This window comes from uncultured Chitinophaga sp. (genome assembly GCF_937898475.1).
GTDB lineage: Bacteria > Bacteroidota > Bacteroidia > Chitinophagales > Chitinophagaceae > Chitinophaga.
Genome location: NZ_CALEJS010000010.1, coordinates 12,525 through 31,069, shown reverse-complemented (window position 1 = coordinate 31,069; position 18,545 = coordinate 12,525). Strand labels below are relative to the sequence as shown.

The window sequence follows — 18,545 nt, the reverse complement described above, 5'->3', positions numbered from 1 at the left end:
TCAGGATAATTGGTATTCGGATAGGTTCATAATGTATCTGTACAGGGAGCGGAGCCTTGTTTCCACTACAGCCCTGGCGTTGGCATCTCCCGGGTTGGATTTGTAGGTAGTCCAGGCATCAGTCCAGTAGTAATCACTATCCGGGTTCTGGCCGCTCAACAGGATATTGTTCTTCAACCAGCTGCGCAGGTTAGCGGAAACGTCTATACGATATAATAAGTCTAATGAATCGTTCACCAGTGTAACCGGGTTAGCCGGATCTGACAGCTGATCGGCGAAGGCCAGTACGTCGATAGTAAGGCCCATGGCCCCGCCCTGACCGCTTACCAGGGCATCTGAAAAACGGTTGCGTTTAGGGAAGGTGTCTGTGTTGATCCAGAGCTCGTGACCCTGTGGCTGCTGGTAGTAGGCATCCCATCCGGCCACCAGCGGCGGATCGCCAATGTCCTGCAGCATAGAGGCTGCGTATTGCCGTACAAAATCCCATTTATCGTATGCCATGCTGTAATCTGAAGCAGGCGGGAACTCTACGCTGTATTCGCGGCAAAGGCCTACACAGAATTCGATAGGGCTTTTAATGAGGCAGGACATGTTCAGCGGATCGTAGAAATGCTCGCTTCTGAACAGGGCGCTGAGCACGGGCAGAATATCAAAATTAGCTGCACGGAATATTTCTGCCAGCGGCGTGATCACGTTTTCTTCAACCGCATCATCTATCTTATAGTAAATGAAATAGCGGTATAATTTACGTACAATGAATTTGGATACTTCGGGTTGTTTGAAGATGATATTATCTATCAGGTCATTCAGTTCCAGCATACCGCCGTTAGGGCCTGTTTGTCCGGATACCCTTTTCTTGCCATAGAAATCAGAGAATTCCTTGTTGCTGAAATCGTGCTGTGTAGCATCAAAATAGCTGGTAAGGGTATTAGGATCAACACGCCACCCGGTAAGCACACGGGCGGTAGCGCGCACATCTTCTTCTGTATAATGAGAATCAGGGCCTTTACCTACGGTAAACAGCTCGTGCAGTTCCCTGGCGTAGTTCTCATCTGCGGCTTCCTTGCTGTTAAGGTAACCGTTGAGGTAGATGAGCATAGCGGGATCGAGGGTAATGGCTTTGGTGAGCGCATTAAAATTGCCCAGCGCGTGTTGGCGGAGGGTGGTGTTGTATTTATACACATAACGGAGGTCTGTTACCGTTTGTGTTTCTGTTACAAAGTGGTTATGCCAGAAGAGCACCATTTTTTCGTGTATGCTTCTGGTTTGGTTGAGCATTACGCCGAGCCACCATGCTTTGTAGGAGCTGCGGCGTGCGCGATCCAGGTCGTCATTATCTGTGTAGGGCGTAGAATTTACCCAGGTGGCGCCGGGGGCGATACCGGTGGCATCGTCGCCGTAGTTATTTACCGGTGGCTGGGGGTAGTTGGCTGCTGCGAGGGGGGTGAGCAGGGCGTCTACCGCCTGATCCAGGGTAAGCCCTTTTATCCAGGCCAGATCTGCGGGAGAGGCGCCGAATAATGCACGTTTCAGCAGGTGTACCTGTTGAGCGGTTCCCCATGGGCCTGTGTATGCATCGATACCTGACAGTGTACGGCCATAGGAAGCTTTCACCGTTTTGCGGCGTGCAGGGGATAAGGTGAGGAATTGTCTGCGATCCATATTGTATAGGATATGGTTATAGGCGGATTGGTTAAAATCGAAAAGATAACGGAGCCAAATTAGTAAATTTTTTAATTTATAGAGGGAAAATTATTTGTTCCAGGTGGTTTATTGCGTATAGGCGGGGGTTTGGATTCATATAAGCATATTACCGGGAGCAGGATGGCAAATATAATATTGGGAATATCAACAAATTATATAAACAATTCTTTTATTAAACCTCGGGGAGTAGTTTATTTTTGATTGTAATTTTTATTACAAATAAAAAGGAACCGGCACGGCGGCATTAAGAAAGGTTCTGCGAAACAAAGTGGTAAAGGAATTACTTCAGTGCAGGTAAAACCGGGGCTAAACCGGAAATGAAGCCGCAAAGCACTGAAAGAGGCTTATATAAATTATTGGCTGTTCCACCCCGCATAAAATCGGCTGAGATGATTAATGCAGTGGATGCTTTAATTACTTTGTTTTAGTGTTAATGGTTTTGATGATGAATTTTGTTGCAGAATATTAAGTACATCCTGATACTCGTAGCGATAGCAGGAGGCTATTCTTTTTGCAGGCAGCACACCGGAAGCCCTTAGCCGGTACAACATTCTCTGGGAGATATTCAGTATCTGGATGACCTGTGAAGACTTTAACAGATATACGCCCTTAGGGTTATTGTCTGCCAGCAAACGGGTTACTTTCTTTAGTACAGCCTGTTTAATAAGTTCCTGTTCTGGAGTTAAGAATATCATAACTTATAATAATGGTTAAAAAAATTGTGGACAGGCTGCATAATAGAATAGTCTGGGAGGGAATTTTTTGGGAAAAGGCGAAGGTTATGTGGGAGAATTTAGTACAATTGGTTGGATTTATTCTTATTGGAAATAAGGGAAGATGCAGGGTTGAGGGGTTTTGCTTTGTTGTGATCTCCCGGGTAAAAAAAATTTTCCATTTATTTCAAAAAAAATTATTTCTTTGTTCCCATATGTTTGAATGCGATAAAACCATTCTCCCGTACCTAATCAAGTAAGTGATGAATAGAAAGTTTTAAAGACGAATAATTGAGTTGGCCCAAGACAGTGACCGGTTTTCGAATTACATGATGGAAATCCCAGGAATGCAGGCGAAAAAACTGCAGATGTATGTTTCATGCTTCGCATGGTATACCATTCTATGTTAACTGTCTCCGACAATAAATATTGATAAGATTAAGTATACATATGGCATAGATACCTGGCCTACATTGGTATTGCAATTAAGTACCTATCGATGTGCAGGCAGGATAAACATTATTTCTCCCCGTATGGTTTATGCAATTGACGACGCAGCCGACGGGCCTGGCAAACTTTAGACACAGATACAATATTAAAACCCTATATATGAACAAGATGTCTTTGCAGTTCAAATTTACTTTTATCCTCTTGCTTGTCGTAACACGCCTCTCAATGGCACAAGGTGTCCGGACATATCACACCAATCTCACTATTTCAGGTCAAACGGAAGATAGCCAGGGACCTAACTATCTATTGCTACATAAAATATATACTAACACGCCAATAGCAGATAATCACGTTTTCGGGAAGATAACAGCTATCAGAGGTGGTACAGGTGCGTCCAATCGTAAGTGGACAGTTGAAGTAAATACTTCAAGTGCATATACTTCGAACCGGGGTAGTATCATTTCGTACAACGAGCCAGCATCACTGGTTACACTTACTTATAACGGCGAAAGTTATCTGGCAGTTTCCATTGCAAACAGTTCAACGCTGTTTAACTTCTCCTTTACGGGGTATGCCCAAAGTGCAACATTTCTTCTGGCGAAGGATGATGTGGTAAGTAATGTACAGAATTTCTCTACAACAGATATTATCAGCATACAGGGGGGTGTAGGCATAGGCACAACATCTACAGGGATCCATAAGCTGGCTGTGGAAGGTTCTATTGGAGCGCGTAAGATAAAGGTAAATCCAACGGGATGGGCTGATTTTGTGTTTGACCCTGAATACGAATTATCTGCTCTGGAGGACGTTGAGGAATATATAAAAGCCAATAAACATCTGCCAGATGTGCCATCAGCAGAGGAGGTAGATAAAGATGGATTAGACCTGGGAGAAATGAATAAGAAGTTATTGCAGAAGGTAGAGGAGTTGACATTGTATATGATTGAACTGAAAAAAGAAATTAATGAATTAAAGAAGCATAGTACTTTTTCCAAGCAACCTGATTGTAAACACACTGGCAATTAATGTACAAAATGCCCTATACAGCCCCTGATATGTTTGCAAAATTTTCAATAACAGACCCGATGACCCGAATAGTAAAATCTCCGGTTACAGCAGCAATAGATCGTTTTACTAACAAAGCCAAATTACATCGTTGGCTATTGGTCTATAGCTTTACACTCTCACATTTAGTATCATTCGCTCAATCTGAAAACATCAACCAAATCACGCTTAAAAATTTCACACCACCCTCTCCGGAAGTAGCCGCTTTAGGTCGATACGGGGAAATACCGGTAAGCCTATCCACCGGTATCCCTGAAATAAACATTCCGATATATGAAATAAAATCCAGAAAACTTTCACTTCCCATCTCGTTATCTTACCATGCATCAGGTATTAAGGTAGAAGATATTGCAACTCCAGCCGGATTAGGATGGGTAATTAATTGTGGAGGGAGTATTTCAAGAACGGTTGCCGGTATAGCGGATGAACGGGATAGAGGACTGCTAAAGATCACTAACCCAAATGATGTATATAAAAGTAAATCTTTACTTCAAGGGAAAGTATACGACGGAGATGATCTATTTTATTTGACAAGTCTGGCAACCGGTGCTTTTGATTCTCAATCCGATAATTATAACATTAACATTCCGGGTCTTGCTGGCAAGTTTGTATATGACATCAACAAGCAGATGCATATAACACCTGTTGACAGGCAACTGAAAATAAACAGAAACGCAGACAATACATTTACAGTAATTGATGATGCGGGAGTTCGATACTTTTTTAATGAAACAGAAATAACGGAAAACCTGCAAGCGTCGAATGACATTACCAGCTGGCATTTAACCATGATGATATCAGCCGACCTAACAGACACAATTACGTTTAAATATAAAGCAGCTGAGACTTATGAAGACTTCTTCGATAGTTATTCCTTCTATATAAATGTGCTCGGAATGTCAGGAGCTCAACTTTGTGAACTGGAGATCCCAAATTTCAACTGGTCTACTCAAATGACAGTATACAAGTATCATAGAAAATTAATAGATACCATTAAGTTCGCTAATGGATATGTAAAGTTTGAATACGCTAACGATCGTCAAGATCCCATCAAAGAACGCCTTTCAGGGATAAAGGTATACAATGAGGCTGGATTGATTAAAGCAATGCAATTGGTACATTCCTATTTTACTACCGGGAAATCGCTTCCGGCAGGTAAGGAGAAGTATGACAAAAGGCTCAGGCTGGATAAAGTCAATTTTAACGACAAAACTTCCGCTGTGGTAAGTTCGTATACTTTTGAATATGAAACGGCCCTACCTCCATACAGAACCTATAACGGAGGGAGTGAGAGAAAATCTACCGCGATGGATTTCTGGGGCTATTGCAATGGTCTTGAAGGGGCAACGCTACTTCCAAAAAATTACTCAAAATATATTGACGGGTTTTTGCTAAGCTTCTACCCCGTAGCCAACACCAGCGTGAGAGAAGCATATGAGTTATGGGCTGTTGACAGATATACTTCACCCTCTTCTGCACAGGCTTGTATGCTTAAGAAGATTATCTATCCTACCGGAGCATATTCCATATTTCAATATGAAAGCAACAGAACAACCTATACCACCGATCGATCTTTGCTACAAGGCGGATTGAGAATAGCCCGCATTATTAACATTGACACTATCGCAAATAAAACACTCGTAAAATCCTATAAATATGATGAGGGAATAGCAATTTCAAGACTCTACCCTGATGACTTCACATACACGGTTCCTTGCAAATGGAGACATCCGACCTTTTCGAGTTTTTGCACCGGTGGCTCCTTTTATATCTTTGCCAACCCGATAACCCCATTTAATTACTTCGGTGGGTCATCCGTGTTTTACACAAAAGTTACGGAATATGACGGCTTTCCTGGTGACAACAACGGAAAAACTGAATACCGGTATGAATACGAACAGGATAGTGTGTTTGGATATGATTTAATCAAATATTGGAATTTCAGTACTGACAAGTCCTGGGCCAGGGGCCAGCTGCTAAATAAAAAAATATACAAAAGAGATAATGCCGACTACATATTGCAGAAAGAAATAAAGCACAGCTATACTTCCCTGGGAAGAAAATCTGTAAGGATCGGACAAATATGTGAACAAACAATAAACGTATATGGTATACCACTGGCAACTTATCTGACAGATCAATGGGTGCTGGATAAGGTCATGTTAAATTACTTTGACTATGCAGACATTTCATTGTCTTTTGGAAGTAAGATGCTCACAAAAACTGAAGAGATTGATTATCAGAATGACACGATAATACGCAAACAGGAAATTTTCTACGATGGTCCCAACCACCTGTATCCTACAAAAATTGTCAACACTGCAAGCAAGACAGGTGAAACAACTACCGAAATAAGAAAATACCCACAGAACAAATCCAGCATACTAAACCTTACCACCACGGCCTCGGCAGCTATTGATGGTATGGTTAATAGCAATATTCTATCCGTGCCAATAGAAGTTGATCTTCTGCGTAACACTGATCTTACATACAGGAAAAGAACCGACTTCAGAAATTGGAATAATTCGAATAGGTTCTACGAGGATATTATATATCAACAGGTAGGTGGCGGCGCTCTTGAACCAAGGATAAAGTACATATCTTATGACGATAAAGGGAACCCCACCTCTCTACAATATGTAAACGGCCGTCCTGTATCATATATATGGGATTATAATGCATCCTTGGTTGCGGCATCTGTTACAAACGCGGCAAGTAATGAAATAGCCTATACAAGTTTTGAGACGGTTCAGGGGGGGAATTGGGTTATTAATCCAGCTGCAATTACAATAGGAGGATACACTGGTGCTAAAGCATATAACCTTGCGGTAGGCAATATTACAAAGGCAAGTTTAAATATCAACAAAGAATATATTGTTTCATACTGGACAAAGAGCGGTACAGCACAAGTCAATGGAATAGCAGGCCAGGCCGTCAGCACAAGAAATGGATGGACATTGTATGAACACTACATCGCGAATCCTAATACAATAACAGTTTCTGGAAATGCTCTCCTCGATGAGCTCCGTCTGTTCCCAAAAGATGCTCAAATGAACAGCTATACACATCTTCCTCTAATTGGAACTTTGTCTATGGCCACCGCTAATAATTTACCGATCTTCTACGAGTATGACAATTATGGCAGGCTTAACCGGCTGCTAGACGCAGACAGAAAAATAATTAAGCAACTAGAATACAAGTATAATGCCGTTAACAATAATTCAACAACTGCTAATTGGGCCGCAACAGGTAACAACAGATGTGTAACAGGACTTGAGGGAAGGGCTACGGGCATAAGCGAACGCGAAGTGAGAGACATTAACACGACGAGTCCCACATATAATCAAACAGTCTGGTCGCCAACTGCTAATATTTGTCCGATCTATCCTGCTTGGATAGAAACCGGGCAGCAGAGATGTCAAAAAGATTCCAGAGGAAGAAATAACGGGTATGTAGAAAAGGAATATATAGATAAAAATCAGTACAGCTATACTTACAACGAAAAATCCTGGATGGTGGCCACTTTCTCCATGAGCGACTGCCCTCCGCCCTGTGATCAGGAGGGACAAAAGAAAATTAATGGGGTATGCGAAATGGGCAACAGGATTTACACATTGAGAACCGAAACGGTACTGGTTGACGGACAAAAAATATGCTACGGCGTATATCACTATGAGTGGTCTGATGGAAGCGTCAGTGACACCTATGAAGAACGGTTAAACGGTGAATGCCCGGCAGAATCGTAGTACGAACCAAAATTAGATCTTCACCTGAATATTGACCCAATATGAACGTAAGTATGCAATATATAATGAAAATATATTTTCTTTCCCTGCTAAGTATATTTACACTGGATGCCTATTCACAAAACAGACCGGAATCAAACAGTGTTCGCCCAACAGCGAATGCGGTTACACCACCTAATACCTATACCAGCGCCACGATCAACTACATACGCACCTGGGAACCCAGCATGCCTAGTGCAGATCCTGTGACTGTAGCTAATGATCCAGATGTAAATCACGTCAGGCAGACGACACAATACTTCGATGGGTTAGGACGACCACTGCAGACGGTTAGCAAGGGTATTACACCAGGCGGAAAAGACCTGATAACTCCCTTTACTTATGATTTCTATGGTCGGGAGCAGTTCAAATATCTCCCATACGCTGGAAATGTAAGCGATGGTAAGTTCAAGGCAGATCCTTTTAATGCGCAAAAAGCATTTTATCAAGATGCAAACTTAACGCCCGGTGTTTCAGGAGAGGCAATTTTTTACAGTCAGACTGAGTATGAAACATCTCCCTTAAACCGCGTATTGAAGTCGTACGCACCAGGTAATACCTGGGCAAAGAATGATCCGGCGGGTGTTGAAAGAGGAGGTAATAAATTTGTTGAGCAACAATACCTGGTTAATACAATTGCAGACAGTGTGCATATCTGGGATATGCCTGCTAACGGGACCATCATCCCAACTACCGGTGGCAGCCGCATCTACGGCCGCGGTCAACTGTATAAAAATATAACCAAAGACGAGCGGGGAAAGCTAACAATAGAATACAAAGATAAGGAAGACCGGGTAGTTCTGAAGAAAATACAATTAACTGATAGCCCTTCTGAAGGTCATGTAGGTTGGCTTTGCACCTACTATGTTTATGACGATCTGGGCAACCTTCGTTGCGTGATCCCTCCCAAAGCCGTAGAGCTGATCAGGCCCAGCTGGACTATAGACGCCACAATTGCCCGTGAGCTTTGCTTCTTTTACCGCTATGACAGCCGTAACCGGATGATCATGAAAAAGGTACCGGGAGCAGATTCAACGGAAATGGTTTATGATGTTAGGGACAGGCTCGTTTTTACCCGTGACGGAAACATGAGAAATGCTACCAACAAGAAATGGTTGGTTACCTTTTATGATGGACTGGACAGACCTACCATGACAGCATTGTATAGTTCCGCTGCTACGCGAGACGCCCTGCAACTCAGCATGAACCAGGCAACTTCCAATACGCAGGTCATCACAAATCCCATTCCCGAACAGGCAGACCTGGAATTCGCTTATCATGATGGCCGTGCAAAATACACCGCCCGGAAAAGCATTACGTTTAATGCTGGTTTTGATACTGGTGCCGGCGGCGCGATGGAGGCACTCATAGATGGTACTGCCAACCAGGATAACCTAAGCATTGTCGCTGTAAACCCGCTGCCCAATATTGCTGCAAGTGCGCTCACACCGCTGACCTATACTTTTTATGATGATTATAACTATGCGGGAAAACATAATGCTGTAACGGGTGATCTTACCACACCGGCTTTTTCCGGCAGTCCGTATGCAGAAATCATAAGCAGCACCAGCAATATGACACGGGGGCTGGTGACTGGCACCAAAGTAAGGGTATTAGGTACGGATCAGTGGCTGACAACCACGACTTATTATACTGACAAAGGCAGGGTATTGCAAGTAATAGCCGATAATGTCAGTGGAGGTAAGGATGTAGTAAGCAGTATATACGACTTCAGCGGGAAGCTGCTGCGAACACTGCAGCGACATACTAATGTGCGTAGTGGTACCACGCCTCAGACCATTCTGATGACGCAGATGCTGTATGATGCAGCAGGAAGGGTTACAGATGTGATCAAAAAACTGAATGACAGTACGCAGTTAACAATAGCTAAAAATACATACGATGAGCTGGGTCAGCTTAAAAGCAAACGACTACATGTGAAAGGCAGCACCCAGCTTGAAACGCTGAATTATGAGTATAATATCCGCGGCTGGTTAAAAAGCATTAATAAAGGCTTTGTAAAAACACCTACTGGTTATAACAGCTGGTTTGGACAGGAGTTAAGCTATGACTATGGCTTTACCACCAACCAGGTGAATGGCAATATCGCCGGCATTAAATGGAAAAGTGGTAGTGATGGGAAAGGCCGGGCCTATGGATATAACTATGACAACGCCAACCGGCTTACAACGGCGGATTTTACCCAGAATAACACAGCCAGCAGCAACACCTGGGATAAAACACAGGCAGATTTTTCTGTTGATCAGCTGGTATATGATCCCAATGGCAATATTCTGTCCATGCGGCAAAAAGGCATGAACGGGACCAGCATTCAAACAATAGACAGCTTAAAGTATGGTTATCAGCTAAACAGCAATAAACTGTCGTTTGTAACCGACAAGAAGAATAACACTGCCAGTCAGCTGGGGGACTTCAAAGAGATCAACAACAATGAGACAGGGGATTATGCCTATGATACCAGCGGCAACCTGATCAAAGATCTGAATAAAAATATTGCCGTCATCCGCTATAATCATCTGAATCTGCCGGATAGTATAGCTATTACAAGTAAAGGCACCATCCGGTATTTATATGACGCCACCGGAGTCAAACTACGGAAGATTGTTACAGATAATACTGTTACACCGGCTAAGATCACTACCACTGACTACATCGGCGGAATTGTTTACCGGAATGATACCATGGAATTGATAGGCCACGAGGAGGGACGTATACGGCCCGTATATGTAGCCGGTCAGCCTGTTAAGTATTACTATGACTACTTCCTGAAAGATCACCTGGGGAACGTGAGGACGGTGTTAACAGAGCAGACCGATCTGTCGGTGTATACGGCAACAATGGAGCCAGCAAACGCACCTGCGGAAGCCGCGTTGTTTAGCAATGTGGAAGAAACCAGGGCCGGGAAGCCGGCGGGTTATCCTGAAGATCAGGCAGCCGGAAGTAACCAGTATGTTGCAAAGCTGAATGCTAAAAGTGGCAAAAAAATAGGTCCTTCGCTGGTCCTCAAAGTAATGGCAGGAGATACGATTCAGATAGGTGCCAGGGCGTTCTATAAGTCAGCCGGTCCCAAAGATAGTAAGTCCGTAACTCCCGAGGATATGGTGGCAGGTTTGCTGCAGGCGTTTGGCGGCGAAGCAGCATCCAGTGGCTCACATACCAATCGGGTAGCAGATCGCGTATCACCTTTTGGCAACTTTAATTCTAATGATTACCAGCGCTTAAAGGAAAGGGATGCAGACCAGAATCAGCAGGATAAACCGAAGGCATATCTGAATTTTGTATTATTCGATGATCAGTTTAACTTAGTGGAGGAGAACAGTGGTGTAAGACAGGTAAAAGGAGAACCGGATGAGTTGCAGACATTGGCGGTGGATAAGATGGTGATGGAGAAGAGTGGTTTTCTCTATGTGTATACCAGCAATGAAACAGAACAGGATGTGCTCTTTGATAATGTTACGGTACTGTCGGCAAGTGGGCCTTTGTTGGAGGAGACACATTATTATCCGTATGGACTTACAATGGCGGGGATTAGTTCGAATGCGTTGAAGGGCGTGAATTACCCGGAGAATAGGAAGAAGTATAATGGTAATGAGTTGCAGAGTAAAGAGTTCGGTGATGGTAGTGGATTGGAGTGGTACGACTTTAATGCGAGGACGTATGACCAACAAATAGGAAGATTCCTGCAGATAGATCCATTATTGGAAGACGGCCAAGAAAGTTTAACACCGTATCATTTTGCGTATAATAATCCTCCAAGTTTTTCCGACCCTGATGGTAAGTTACCTATAGTTCCGTTTATCATCTTTGCTGTAGGCTTGCTATTGGCTTCAAAACCGGCAGTTGCTCCAAGTGGAAGCCCCTCCGATGCGCAAGCCGTAAAACAAGCCTACAGAAATTATAATACAGAGGTTGTAACAAGCATTCTCCCAGGGGGCAAAGCAGAAAAAGTATCCGTATCACTCTTTACACGTGAAGGTGCTAAAGAGGCAGCAAAGACAAAGCTGACACAGGAAGCTGCAAAGAAATTGGCAAATGAAGTAAAAGATGAGGTTAAGGAAGTTGTAATAGATGGCAAACGGCACCCTGAATCGGCTAGGCATGCTCAAGATGCTATGGATAGTGGAGTTCCTGGAGAAGGAACAATAGATCGTTCTGGAGCCAGTAGCCGAAGACGAGAGAATACAAAAAATGTCAAAACAGAGCAAGGCAAAGATAGAGATGAATTCCCTCCGGCCGTTTTAAGGCCTAGTGGGGGGACTAGTGTAAGGACCATAACTTCAGGCGATAATAGAGGAGCGGGAGCATCAATAGGGCAACAGATTAAAAATCTGCCCGATAATACAAGGGTTCAGATCAAAGTTATTAATTTAGACAAGCCGATAAAGCAATGATTACACAGCTTAACCATTTTATTGATAATAAATTAGAAGAAGGGACTTCCTTTGAAATTGACAATAAAATAGTAGCAATAATTAAACAATTTATTCGAGATGAAGATTATTTTGAGTTTATTGCTTCTGTTGGTAACGGAGGTTTCTTCTTTGGCCAATCTCTGCAATTTTATAGTTTAGTAAAAGAAGATGAAAAATTTAGGAGTATTTTATCTGTAAATAACACACTTAAAGAGGAGTTTAGTTTTTTATTTGAGGAACTATATTCTTTTGCCCAGGACATCTTTGGAAATCAGTTTGCATTTAATCTGGATAATGGGACAGTAATATTTTTCAACATAGAGACAGGAAGCAGAGAGGTGTTAGCACAAGGGTTTAAAGAATGGTTAAACGTTCTAATAGCAGATCTCGAATATTTTACAGGCATGAGTTATGAAAAGGAATGGAAGGACAGATATCCAATATCTTTAGATCAAAGACTTCAACCTAAAATACCTTTTGTCATAGGGGGAGATTATGCGATTGGAAATTTTTATGTTAATGACTATCCCGGTTATCTTTTATATAATGCCGACATAGCAAAACAGGTATATAACCTAAAAGATGGAGAGAAGGTGAAGCTGAAGATAAAGGGACTAGAATAATATGTTAGTTCAAATAGCAGTACAAAATCCGCAGGTGATTGCCTGCGGATTTTTCATTTATGGCTGTATGTCTTTTTGTTTTTAAAGTCCCGGATCATTATATCAATATGGTTAAGGATATAGTCCTTAGCCTCACCCGGTAAGGCGTTAATATCTTCCAGGCGTTTTAAAGTATCCTGATCCAACACTAGGTTTGTTTTACCAACCAGGTAATCAATAGACACCGCCAGTGCATCCGCAATTTTAATAATCACCTCAATGGATGGGGTCATGATGTTACGCTCATAGCGGCCGATAATATCACCGGAAGTACCAATCTGTTTACCAAGATCGGCCTGGGATAAGCCTTTTTGCTTGCGCAGCAGCATTATATGTTCGCCTATTGTCATACTGAAACGTATTGAAACAGACCCGTTTTAACGGGCTCTTGCAAAAATACTCTACCTATAAGTATTAATCAAAACCTATAAAACTTGGTTTGTAAAGATGGATATGTTACATTTGCGACCAATAGGTAGTGATTAAATATTTTTCCACATGGCAAAGCAAACCAGACTTATCAAACTACATGGTAAATACCAACAGGTAAAGAATCATTGGAACGGTGGCCGTGATGTGCCCTGGTTGAATGTAAGCGGCCTATGGTTAGAGCAGGCCGGTTTTAAAGTAGGCGACCAGTTAGAGATCCTGGTAGGCCGCCGGGTGCTGAAGATCAAAAAGAAAGCTGCTCATGGAGATACGGGACATTAAGCAGCAGTTATCTATCCTGGAAGTGGTGGCGCATTATGGGTTAAAGCCTGATAAGTATAACCGGCTGCTCTGCCCCTTCCATGCGGATAAAACACCCAGCCTGCAGCTGTACCCCAAGACCGATACGTTCTGCTGCTTCTCTACAGCCTGCAGCGCTGGTAGTGGGGATCAGCTGCAGTTTATACAGCTGATGGAAAAAGGTGGCAAGCATGAAGCTATTATGAAAGCTAAATCCATGCTGGGAGCGGCAGGTGCTATACCTGCGATTTTGCCTTCAGTACAGTTACCAGCGGGCAGTGATGCCGATATACTTGAACAGGAAGCCTTAATGGTAAAAGTGTTCAGCTACTTTAAACGGTCCTTACCGCTTGCAAAGAAAGCAGTCAGCTACCTGGAGAGCCGGAGTATAAACTACCAACTCCATGAAATCGGTTATAACAGTGGTGGGCTGCATGTGGAGAGCAAGAACCACCACATGGTCAGCAGCATGGTAAAATACGGATTGCTGAAACTCCGTTCCACTGGCGGTTACAATGTATGGGCAAAAGACTGTGTGGTCTTCCCCTTAAAGAACCGGGAGCATAAAATTATATCATTATACGGCCGCAGTATCAGTAACAATGAGGATCAGCGGCATTTTTACTTAACCGGAAGATCCGGTCTTTATCCCTGTTATCCTGAGGGTGCTACTACGAGGTTAATACTTACGGAAAGTGTGATCGATGCGGCCAGCTTATTGCAGCAGGCGGAGATCACTACAGAGTACGGGGTATTAGCCTTGTATGGTACCAATGGCTTAACAGATGAGCATCAGCAGGCCATCATCAACTGTAGCGGCTTGGAAGAGATCATCTTTATGTTAGATGGAGATAGCGCCGGCCAGACAGCCATCACCAAACACGCAGGCACGCTGGCCAGGCTGCTGCCACAGGTGAAGATCACAGCTGTAAGGCTTCCTGATGGAGAAGATATAAATAGCTTGCTGCAAACACATGATGACAACCGTATCTTAATAGATATGATCAGTCAGCGTCAGCCTGTAATATTTTATTCTTCAATTGAAAAAGAAGCTCCACCGGTTGAAAGTGCTGTTACCCCTGCAACAGCAGTAGATACCAGGTTGAACACTGCTACCCCCGAGCTGTTAACCTATGATGGTGGCCTATTACAGATCACTATCCTGGGCGGTATTAAGCTCACAGGGTTAGACCGCTTGCGGGTTACGCTGAAGGTAGAGCATACGCAAAAGCAGTTGTTACCAGTACGCCACAATCTTGATCTGTACAATAACAGCCACTCGGAGCAGCTGATCAGCAAACTATCAGAGGCTTTTGAAATGAGCCTGCAGGTAGTGACAGGAATTATATCCCAGCTTACCGGCGCGCTGGAAGCCTACCGGGCATCACGGCTGGAGAGCATGCAAGCCCGTCCGGCAGTAAAGCCGGAGTTAACAGTTGCGCAAAGGGAGGCCGCTATTAATTACTTAAAACAACCGGGGTTGCTGCGGCGTACCAGTGATGATATAGGACGGTCTGGTATTGTAGGGGAAACTATTAACCGGCTCATTGCTTACCTGGTGTACAGCAGCCGTAAGCGGGAGGCGCCTTTACATATTATGTTCCTGGGCGCCAGTGGTAGCGGTAAGACCTATCTGCAGGAGCGGGTAAGCGAGCTGATACCAGTGGAAGATAAAATAGAGATCACCCAGGTGACCGAGAACGCCTTTTATTATTTTAAGCAGGAGGAGTTAAAACATAAGCTGCTGTTAATAGAAGACCTGGACGGCGCAGAATCTTCCCTGTATCCGCTACGCGAGCTGCAGAGCAAGCGGCGGATATCCAAAACCGTTACCCTGAAGGATAGTAAAGGGAACCTGAAAACCGTTACTGTTACGGTAGAAGGTCCGGTGAGTGTGAGTGGGTGTACCACTCGTGAAAAGCTGTATGAGGACAATGCTAACCGTTGCCTACTGCTGTATGTGGATGGGACGAGCGATCAGGATCGGCGCATTATGGAGTACCAGACACGGTTAAGCGCTGGGCTCGTAGATCACAGCCAGGAGCAGACAGTAAAGGAACTGTTTAGGAGTATCCAACAGGTACTGCAACCGGTGCGGGTGGTCAATCCTTATGCCGCTTATATCCAGTTGCCGCAGCAGATCTTTAAGCCCCGCAGAACCATGACGCTGTTATTATCGTTTATAGAAACAGTTACCTTTTATCATCAGTACCAGCGGGAGATCAAAAGGGATGGCAGCGGTCAGCCTTATATAGAAAGCACGCCGGAGGATATATCGGCCGCGTTCGGGTTGCTAAAGGAGGTACTCTTCAGTAAAGGCGACGAGCTGGCAAAGGCTACCCGTAACTTTTTGGAACAGTTGAAAGAGTACCTGTCAGCCAGCGGCCAGGATAGCTTTACGCCTCAGCAGATAAGAAAGGATTTTAGATTGCATCCCCGCTCACTGCAGCGTTACATCCGGGAACTGTTCCAGTATGGCTACATCCGCCAGGTAAGTGGTTATAAGCACCGTAAAGGTTTTGAATACACCATAGCAGACAAAGATGAATATAGCCAGCTCACCAAGCTCATAGACGAACAATTACAGGGTATACTCACCAAAATATCAGCAACTGCGTCTACTACGACAGTACTGCGACAGTAAATTACTGTCGCAGTAAGAGCCGCCACAGATAAGGGATTAAGCTACTGCGACAACTGCGACAGTGAAAAAGACTATAGTAGTAAAAAAAATACCTCTCCTCCATTTTACCAGAAAACCTATTGTTTATGGAAGCAGTTTACTTGTTACACAGTAATGAGCATGTGCTATTACAGCAAGGCTTTAGGAACTGGCTGCAGCTGTTGGGCTATGCTGACAGTTCTGTTTATAACCTGCCCAGGCATGTGCAGGAGTTTTTACATTACCAGGAGCAGCAAGGCAAGAGCAGCCTGCAGCAGTTGGCTGCCAGTGATGCTACAGCTTTTATAGATCTGCTGAAGATAAGAACCGGCATCCGTACGGGGCAGGGCTATAGTAGTGGGCATATTAATAAGTACATCCAGGCTTTACAGCTGTTTAGCCGTTATGTGAGGGAGACGGGTAAAACAGGGATAGGCTTCCAGCTGGAACGGCTGGAAGATAGCCGCAGTAAGCCTGCCTGGTTAACCATCGCAGAAGTTCATAGGCTGTACCGGGCAACGGATGACAGTGCGTTAGGGATGCGTGACCGTGCCATGCTGGCGGTGTTCTACGGCTGCGGGTTGCGGTTAAATGAAGGGGCGAGCCTGGAAGTAAGCGATGTGCTTACTAACCGGGGCTTACTGCATGTACGTAAAGGTAAAGGTTATAAAGAACGGTATGTGCCTATCAGTGGACAGGCTTATGAGCTATTGCAGCTTTACATAGACAACGGTCGTCCTCAGTTGTTACAAAGCACCACAGCAATGCTGTTTATAGGCGCAAATAAGGGCGTAAGAATGCACAAGCAGAGTTTATATATCCGCATTAAGCAACTAACAAAAAAGGCGGGCATAATAAAGAATATCGGTACTCATACCTTACGGCACAGTATTGCTACCCATCTACTGCAAAGCGGTATGGAACTGGAACAGATACAGGAGTTTTTAGGTCATAGTCAGTTAGATAGTACTCAGATTTACACTCACCTGTTAAATGAAGCTTTATGACGTTCACTACTTATTTACAACAGCAGCAGTTCAGTACAGCTACTGTTGGGGCTTATAATAAACAGCTGGAGTACTTTATCCAGTGGCTGGACCAGGAGCAGTTAAGCCCGGCGGATATGACTTACACTGAACTGCTGGACTTTATACGCTGGCTGCAAACGCAGGGTAAAAGCAAAGGTATGGTAAGAAACCAGCTTTGCATCCTGCGGCATTACTTTAATTACCTGCTGGCGGCAGGTAAAAGAACCGATAATCCTGCAGCTGGTGTTTTTATCAGAGGCCTTAGCAGAAAGCTACCCTCCGACTTGTTAAGCGCTGGGCAGATGCAGCAGCTCTATGATCAGTACAATATCCAGCTGTATGTAGACCTGGGTAAAAAGATCATGTTAGGGCTGCTCGTCTACCAGGGGCTGACCACTGATGAAATAGAACGGTTGGAAGCACCGCATATCCGGCTAAAGGAAGGGAAGATCTTTATCCAGGGAACCAGCCGCAGTAACGAAAGATGGTTGAAGCTGGAAGCCGTGCAGATAATAGATCTGCAGCGTTATCTGGCTGTTAACCGGCTCAAGGCAGGCGCTTTACTGGCCGGACAGAAAAAGGGCTTTATCAGTGCCAATAACATTATTAACCAGGTTAACAGCATCATGAGGCAGTTACGCCGGCTTAACCCTAAAGTGCAGAACGCTCAGCAACTACGCAGTAGTGTTATAGCCGGCTGGATAAAGCAATATAACCTACGACAGGTACAGTATATGGCCGGGCATAAGTACGTGAGCAGTACCCAGCGTTACCACACCAGCGACCTGGAAGATCTGCAACGTTCTTTACGCAGGCATCACCCTATGGGATAAACTCCTGGCCGCATAGCAGGCAAATGTTTTACCATTGTTTTAGGGGTAGCCATAGGTTATCACATAAGGGATTAATTACTATCTTGTTATAAGAACCGGTTCGAATCTTCTATGGACCTGAGGGTGTTCGACTCCCGTTCCCTATAGGTAAAGGGAGCACAATCGAACACCTATAGGCAATAGGGCTGCTGCCTTCTAAGCAGCAGCCCATCGGGTTAGAACCCCGTTCTCCGCTCGACTTGTAATCTTTATTTTTTGGCGGATATCGGGCGAACAGGCTACCTAAACAAGTGTAAATCAAAAAAATAGGGTTCCAGTCCCAGGAACCGAGCACGCACAGGATAAGTAGCACCAGATTGTGGTTCTGGGGACCCATAGGCAGCAGCTGACTCTTAATCAGCTGCACGGAAGGGAACGAGAGTTCGAATCTCTTCCTCCGCACAGATAGGACATGCAGGTTCAAATCCTGTTCCAAGACAAA

The 18,545-nt window shown here is 44.2% G+C and carries 11 protein-coding genes; 8 read left to right on the top strand and 3 right to left on the bottom strand.

Annotated features, from left to right (window positions below):
* Entirely contained in the window at positions 1 to 1,662 is a 1,662-nt protein-coding gene (locus tag Q0577_RS00580; RefSeq protein WP_298731735.1) for a DUF1800 domain-containing protein, read from the bottom strand.
* A gap of 452 nt (positions 1,663 to 2,114) precedes the next feature.
* The gene (locus Q0577_RS27180) at positions 2,115 to 2,399 is read right to left on the bottom strand and encodes a helix-turn-helix domain-containing protein (RefSeq protein WP_366883625.1); all 285 of its coding nucleotides are present in this window, start codon (positions 2,397 to 2,399) and stop codon (positions 2,115 to 2,117) included.
* Between the two features lie 627 nt (positions 2,400 to 3,026).
* Here Q0577_RS27180 and Q0577_RS00575 point away from each other — a divergent pair.
* From Q0577_RS00575 to Q0577_RS00560, 4 genes are read left to right on the top strand one after another with little or no spacing between them, the layout of a single operon-like run.
* Complete coding sequence (locus Q0577_RS00575; protein WP_298731733.1) at positions 3,027 to 3,893, top strand: hypothetical protein; 867 nt, start codon at positions 3,027 to 3,029, stop codon at positions 3,891 to 3,893.
* 8 nt (positions 3,894 to 3,901) lie between these two features.
* Entirely contained in the window at positions 3,902 to 7,678 is a 3,777-nt protein-coding gene (locus Q0577_RS00570) for a hypothetical protein (protein ID WP_298731732.1), read from the top strand.
* A 53-nt stretch (positions 7,679 to 7,731) separates the two neighbouring features.
* Positions 7,732 to 12,129 carry a DUF6443 domain-containing protein gene (locus Q0577_RS00565; protein ID WP_298731730.1) on the top strand — a complete coding sequence of 1,466 codons (4,398 nt, stop codon included), beginning with the start codon at positions 7,732 to 7,734 and terminating at the stop codon, positions 12,127 to 12,129.
* Complete coding sequence (locus Q0577_RS00560) at positions 12,126 to 12,773, top strand: SMI1/KNR4 family protein (protein ID WP_298731728.1); 648 nt, start codon at positions 12,126 to 12,128, stop codon at positions 12,771 to 12,773. Before Q0577_RS00565 ends, Q0577_RS00560 begins: the two co-directional genes overlap by 4 nt.
* Before the next feature lie 53 nt (positions 12,774 to 12,826).
* Here Q0577_RS00560 and Q0577_RS00555 read toward each other — a convergent pair whose 3' ends face one another.
* Positions 12,827 to 13,162 (bottom strand): helix-turn-helix transcriptional regulator, encoded by a 336-nt coding sequence (locus tag Q0577_RS00555; RefSeq protein ID WP_298731727.1) that lies wholly within the window; start codon positions 13,160 to 13,162, stop codon positions 12,827 to 12,829.
* Positions 13,163 to 13,310: 148 nt separating this feature from the next.
* On the opposite strand from Q0577_RS00555, the gene Q0577_RS00550 reads away from it, so the two are divergent.
* The 4 genes from Q0577_RS00550 to Q0577_RS00535 all read left to right on the top strand — a co-directional run bounded on the left by Q0577_RS00550 (position 13,311) and on the right by Q0577_RS00535 (position 18,064).
* Positions 13,311 to 13,523 carry a SymE family type I addiction module toxin gene (locus Q0577_RS00550; RefSeq protein WP_298731715.1) on the top strand — a complete coding sequence of 71 codons (213 nt, stop codon included), beginning with the start codon at positions 13,311 to 13,313 and terminating at the stop codon, positions 13,521 to 13,523.
* Positions 13,504 to 16,185: a CHC2 zinc finger domain-containing protein gene (locus Q0577_RS00545; protein WP_298731725.1), complete on the top strand. Its 2,682-nt coding sequence runs from the start codon at positions 13,504 to 13,506 to the stop codon at positions 16,183 to 16,185. The genes Q0577_RS00550 and Q0577_RS00545 overlap by 20 nt, the downstream gene beginning before the upstream one ends.
* 125 nt (positions 16,186 to 16,310) lie before the next feature.
* A complete protein-coding gene (locus tag Q0577_RS00540) occupies positions 16,311 to 17,210 on the top strand; it encodes a tyrosine-type recombinase/integrase (RefSeq protein ID WP_298731723.1) in 900 nt (299 codons plus the stop codon).
* Positions 17,207 to 18,064, top strand: coding sequence for a site-specific integrase (locus Q0577_RS00535; protein WP_298731721.1), 858 nt, complete (start codon positions 17,207 to 17,209; stop codon positions 18,062 to 18,064). The genes Q0577_RS00540 and Q0577_RS00535 overlap by 4 nt, the downstream gene beginning before the upstream one ends.
* Positions 18,065 to 18,545 lie beyond the last annotated feature (481 nt).

Bases quoted from the DNA above. Each gene is read 5' to 3' on its own strand.
- Q0577_RS00580 (WP_298731735.1), bottom strand. From the start codon at position 1,662: ATGGATCGCAGACAATTCCTCACCTTATCCCCTGCACGCCGCAAAACG.
- Q0577_RS27180 (WP_366883625.1), bottom strand. From the start codon at position 2,399: ATGATATTCTTAACTCCAGAACAGGAACTTATTAAACAGGCTGTACTA.
- Q0577_RS00575 (WP_298731733.1), top strand. From the start codon at position 3,027: ATGAACAAGATGTCTTTGCAGTTCAAATTTACTTTTATCCTCTTGCTT.
- Q0577_RS00570 (WP_298731732.1), top strand. From the start codon at position 3,902: ATGCCCTATACAGCCCCTGATATGTTTGCAAAATTTTCAATAACAGAC.
- Q0577_RS00565 (WP_298731730.1), top strand. From the start codon at position 7,732: ATGCAATATATAATGAAAATATATTTTCTTTCCCTGCTAAGTATATTT.
- Q0577_RS00560 (WP_298731728.1), top strand. From the start codon at position 12,126: ATGATTACACAGCTTAACCATTTTATTGATAATAAATTAGAAGAAGGG.
- Q0577_RS00555 (WP_298731727.1), bottom strand. From the start codon at position 13,162: ATGACAATAGGCGAACATATAATGCTGCTGCGCAAGCAAAAAGGCTTA.
- Q0577_RS00550 (WP_298731715.1), top strand. From the start codon at position 13,311: ATGGCAAAGCAAACCAGACTTATCAAACTACATGGTAAATACCAACAG.
- Q0577_RS00545 (WP_298731725.1), top strand. From the start codon at position 13,504: ATGGAGATACGGGACATTAAGCAGCAGTTATCTATCCTGGAAGTGGTG.
- Q0577_RS00540 (WP_298731723.1), top strand. From the start codon at position 16,311: ATGGAAGCAGTTTACTTGTTACACAGTAATGAGCATGTGCTATTACAG.
- Q0577_RS00535 (WP_298731721.1), top strand. From the start codon at position 17,207: ATGACGTTCACTACTTATTTACAACAGCAGCAGTTCAGTACAGCTACT.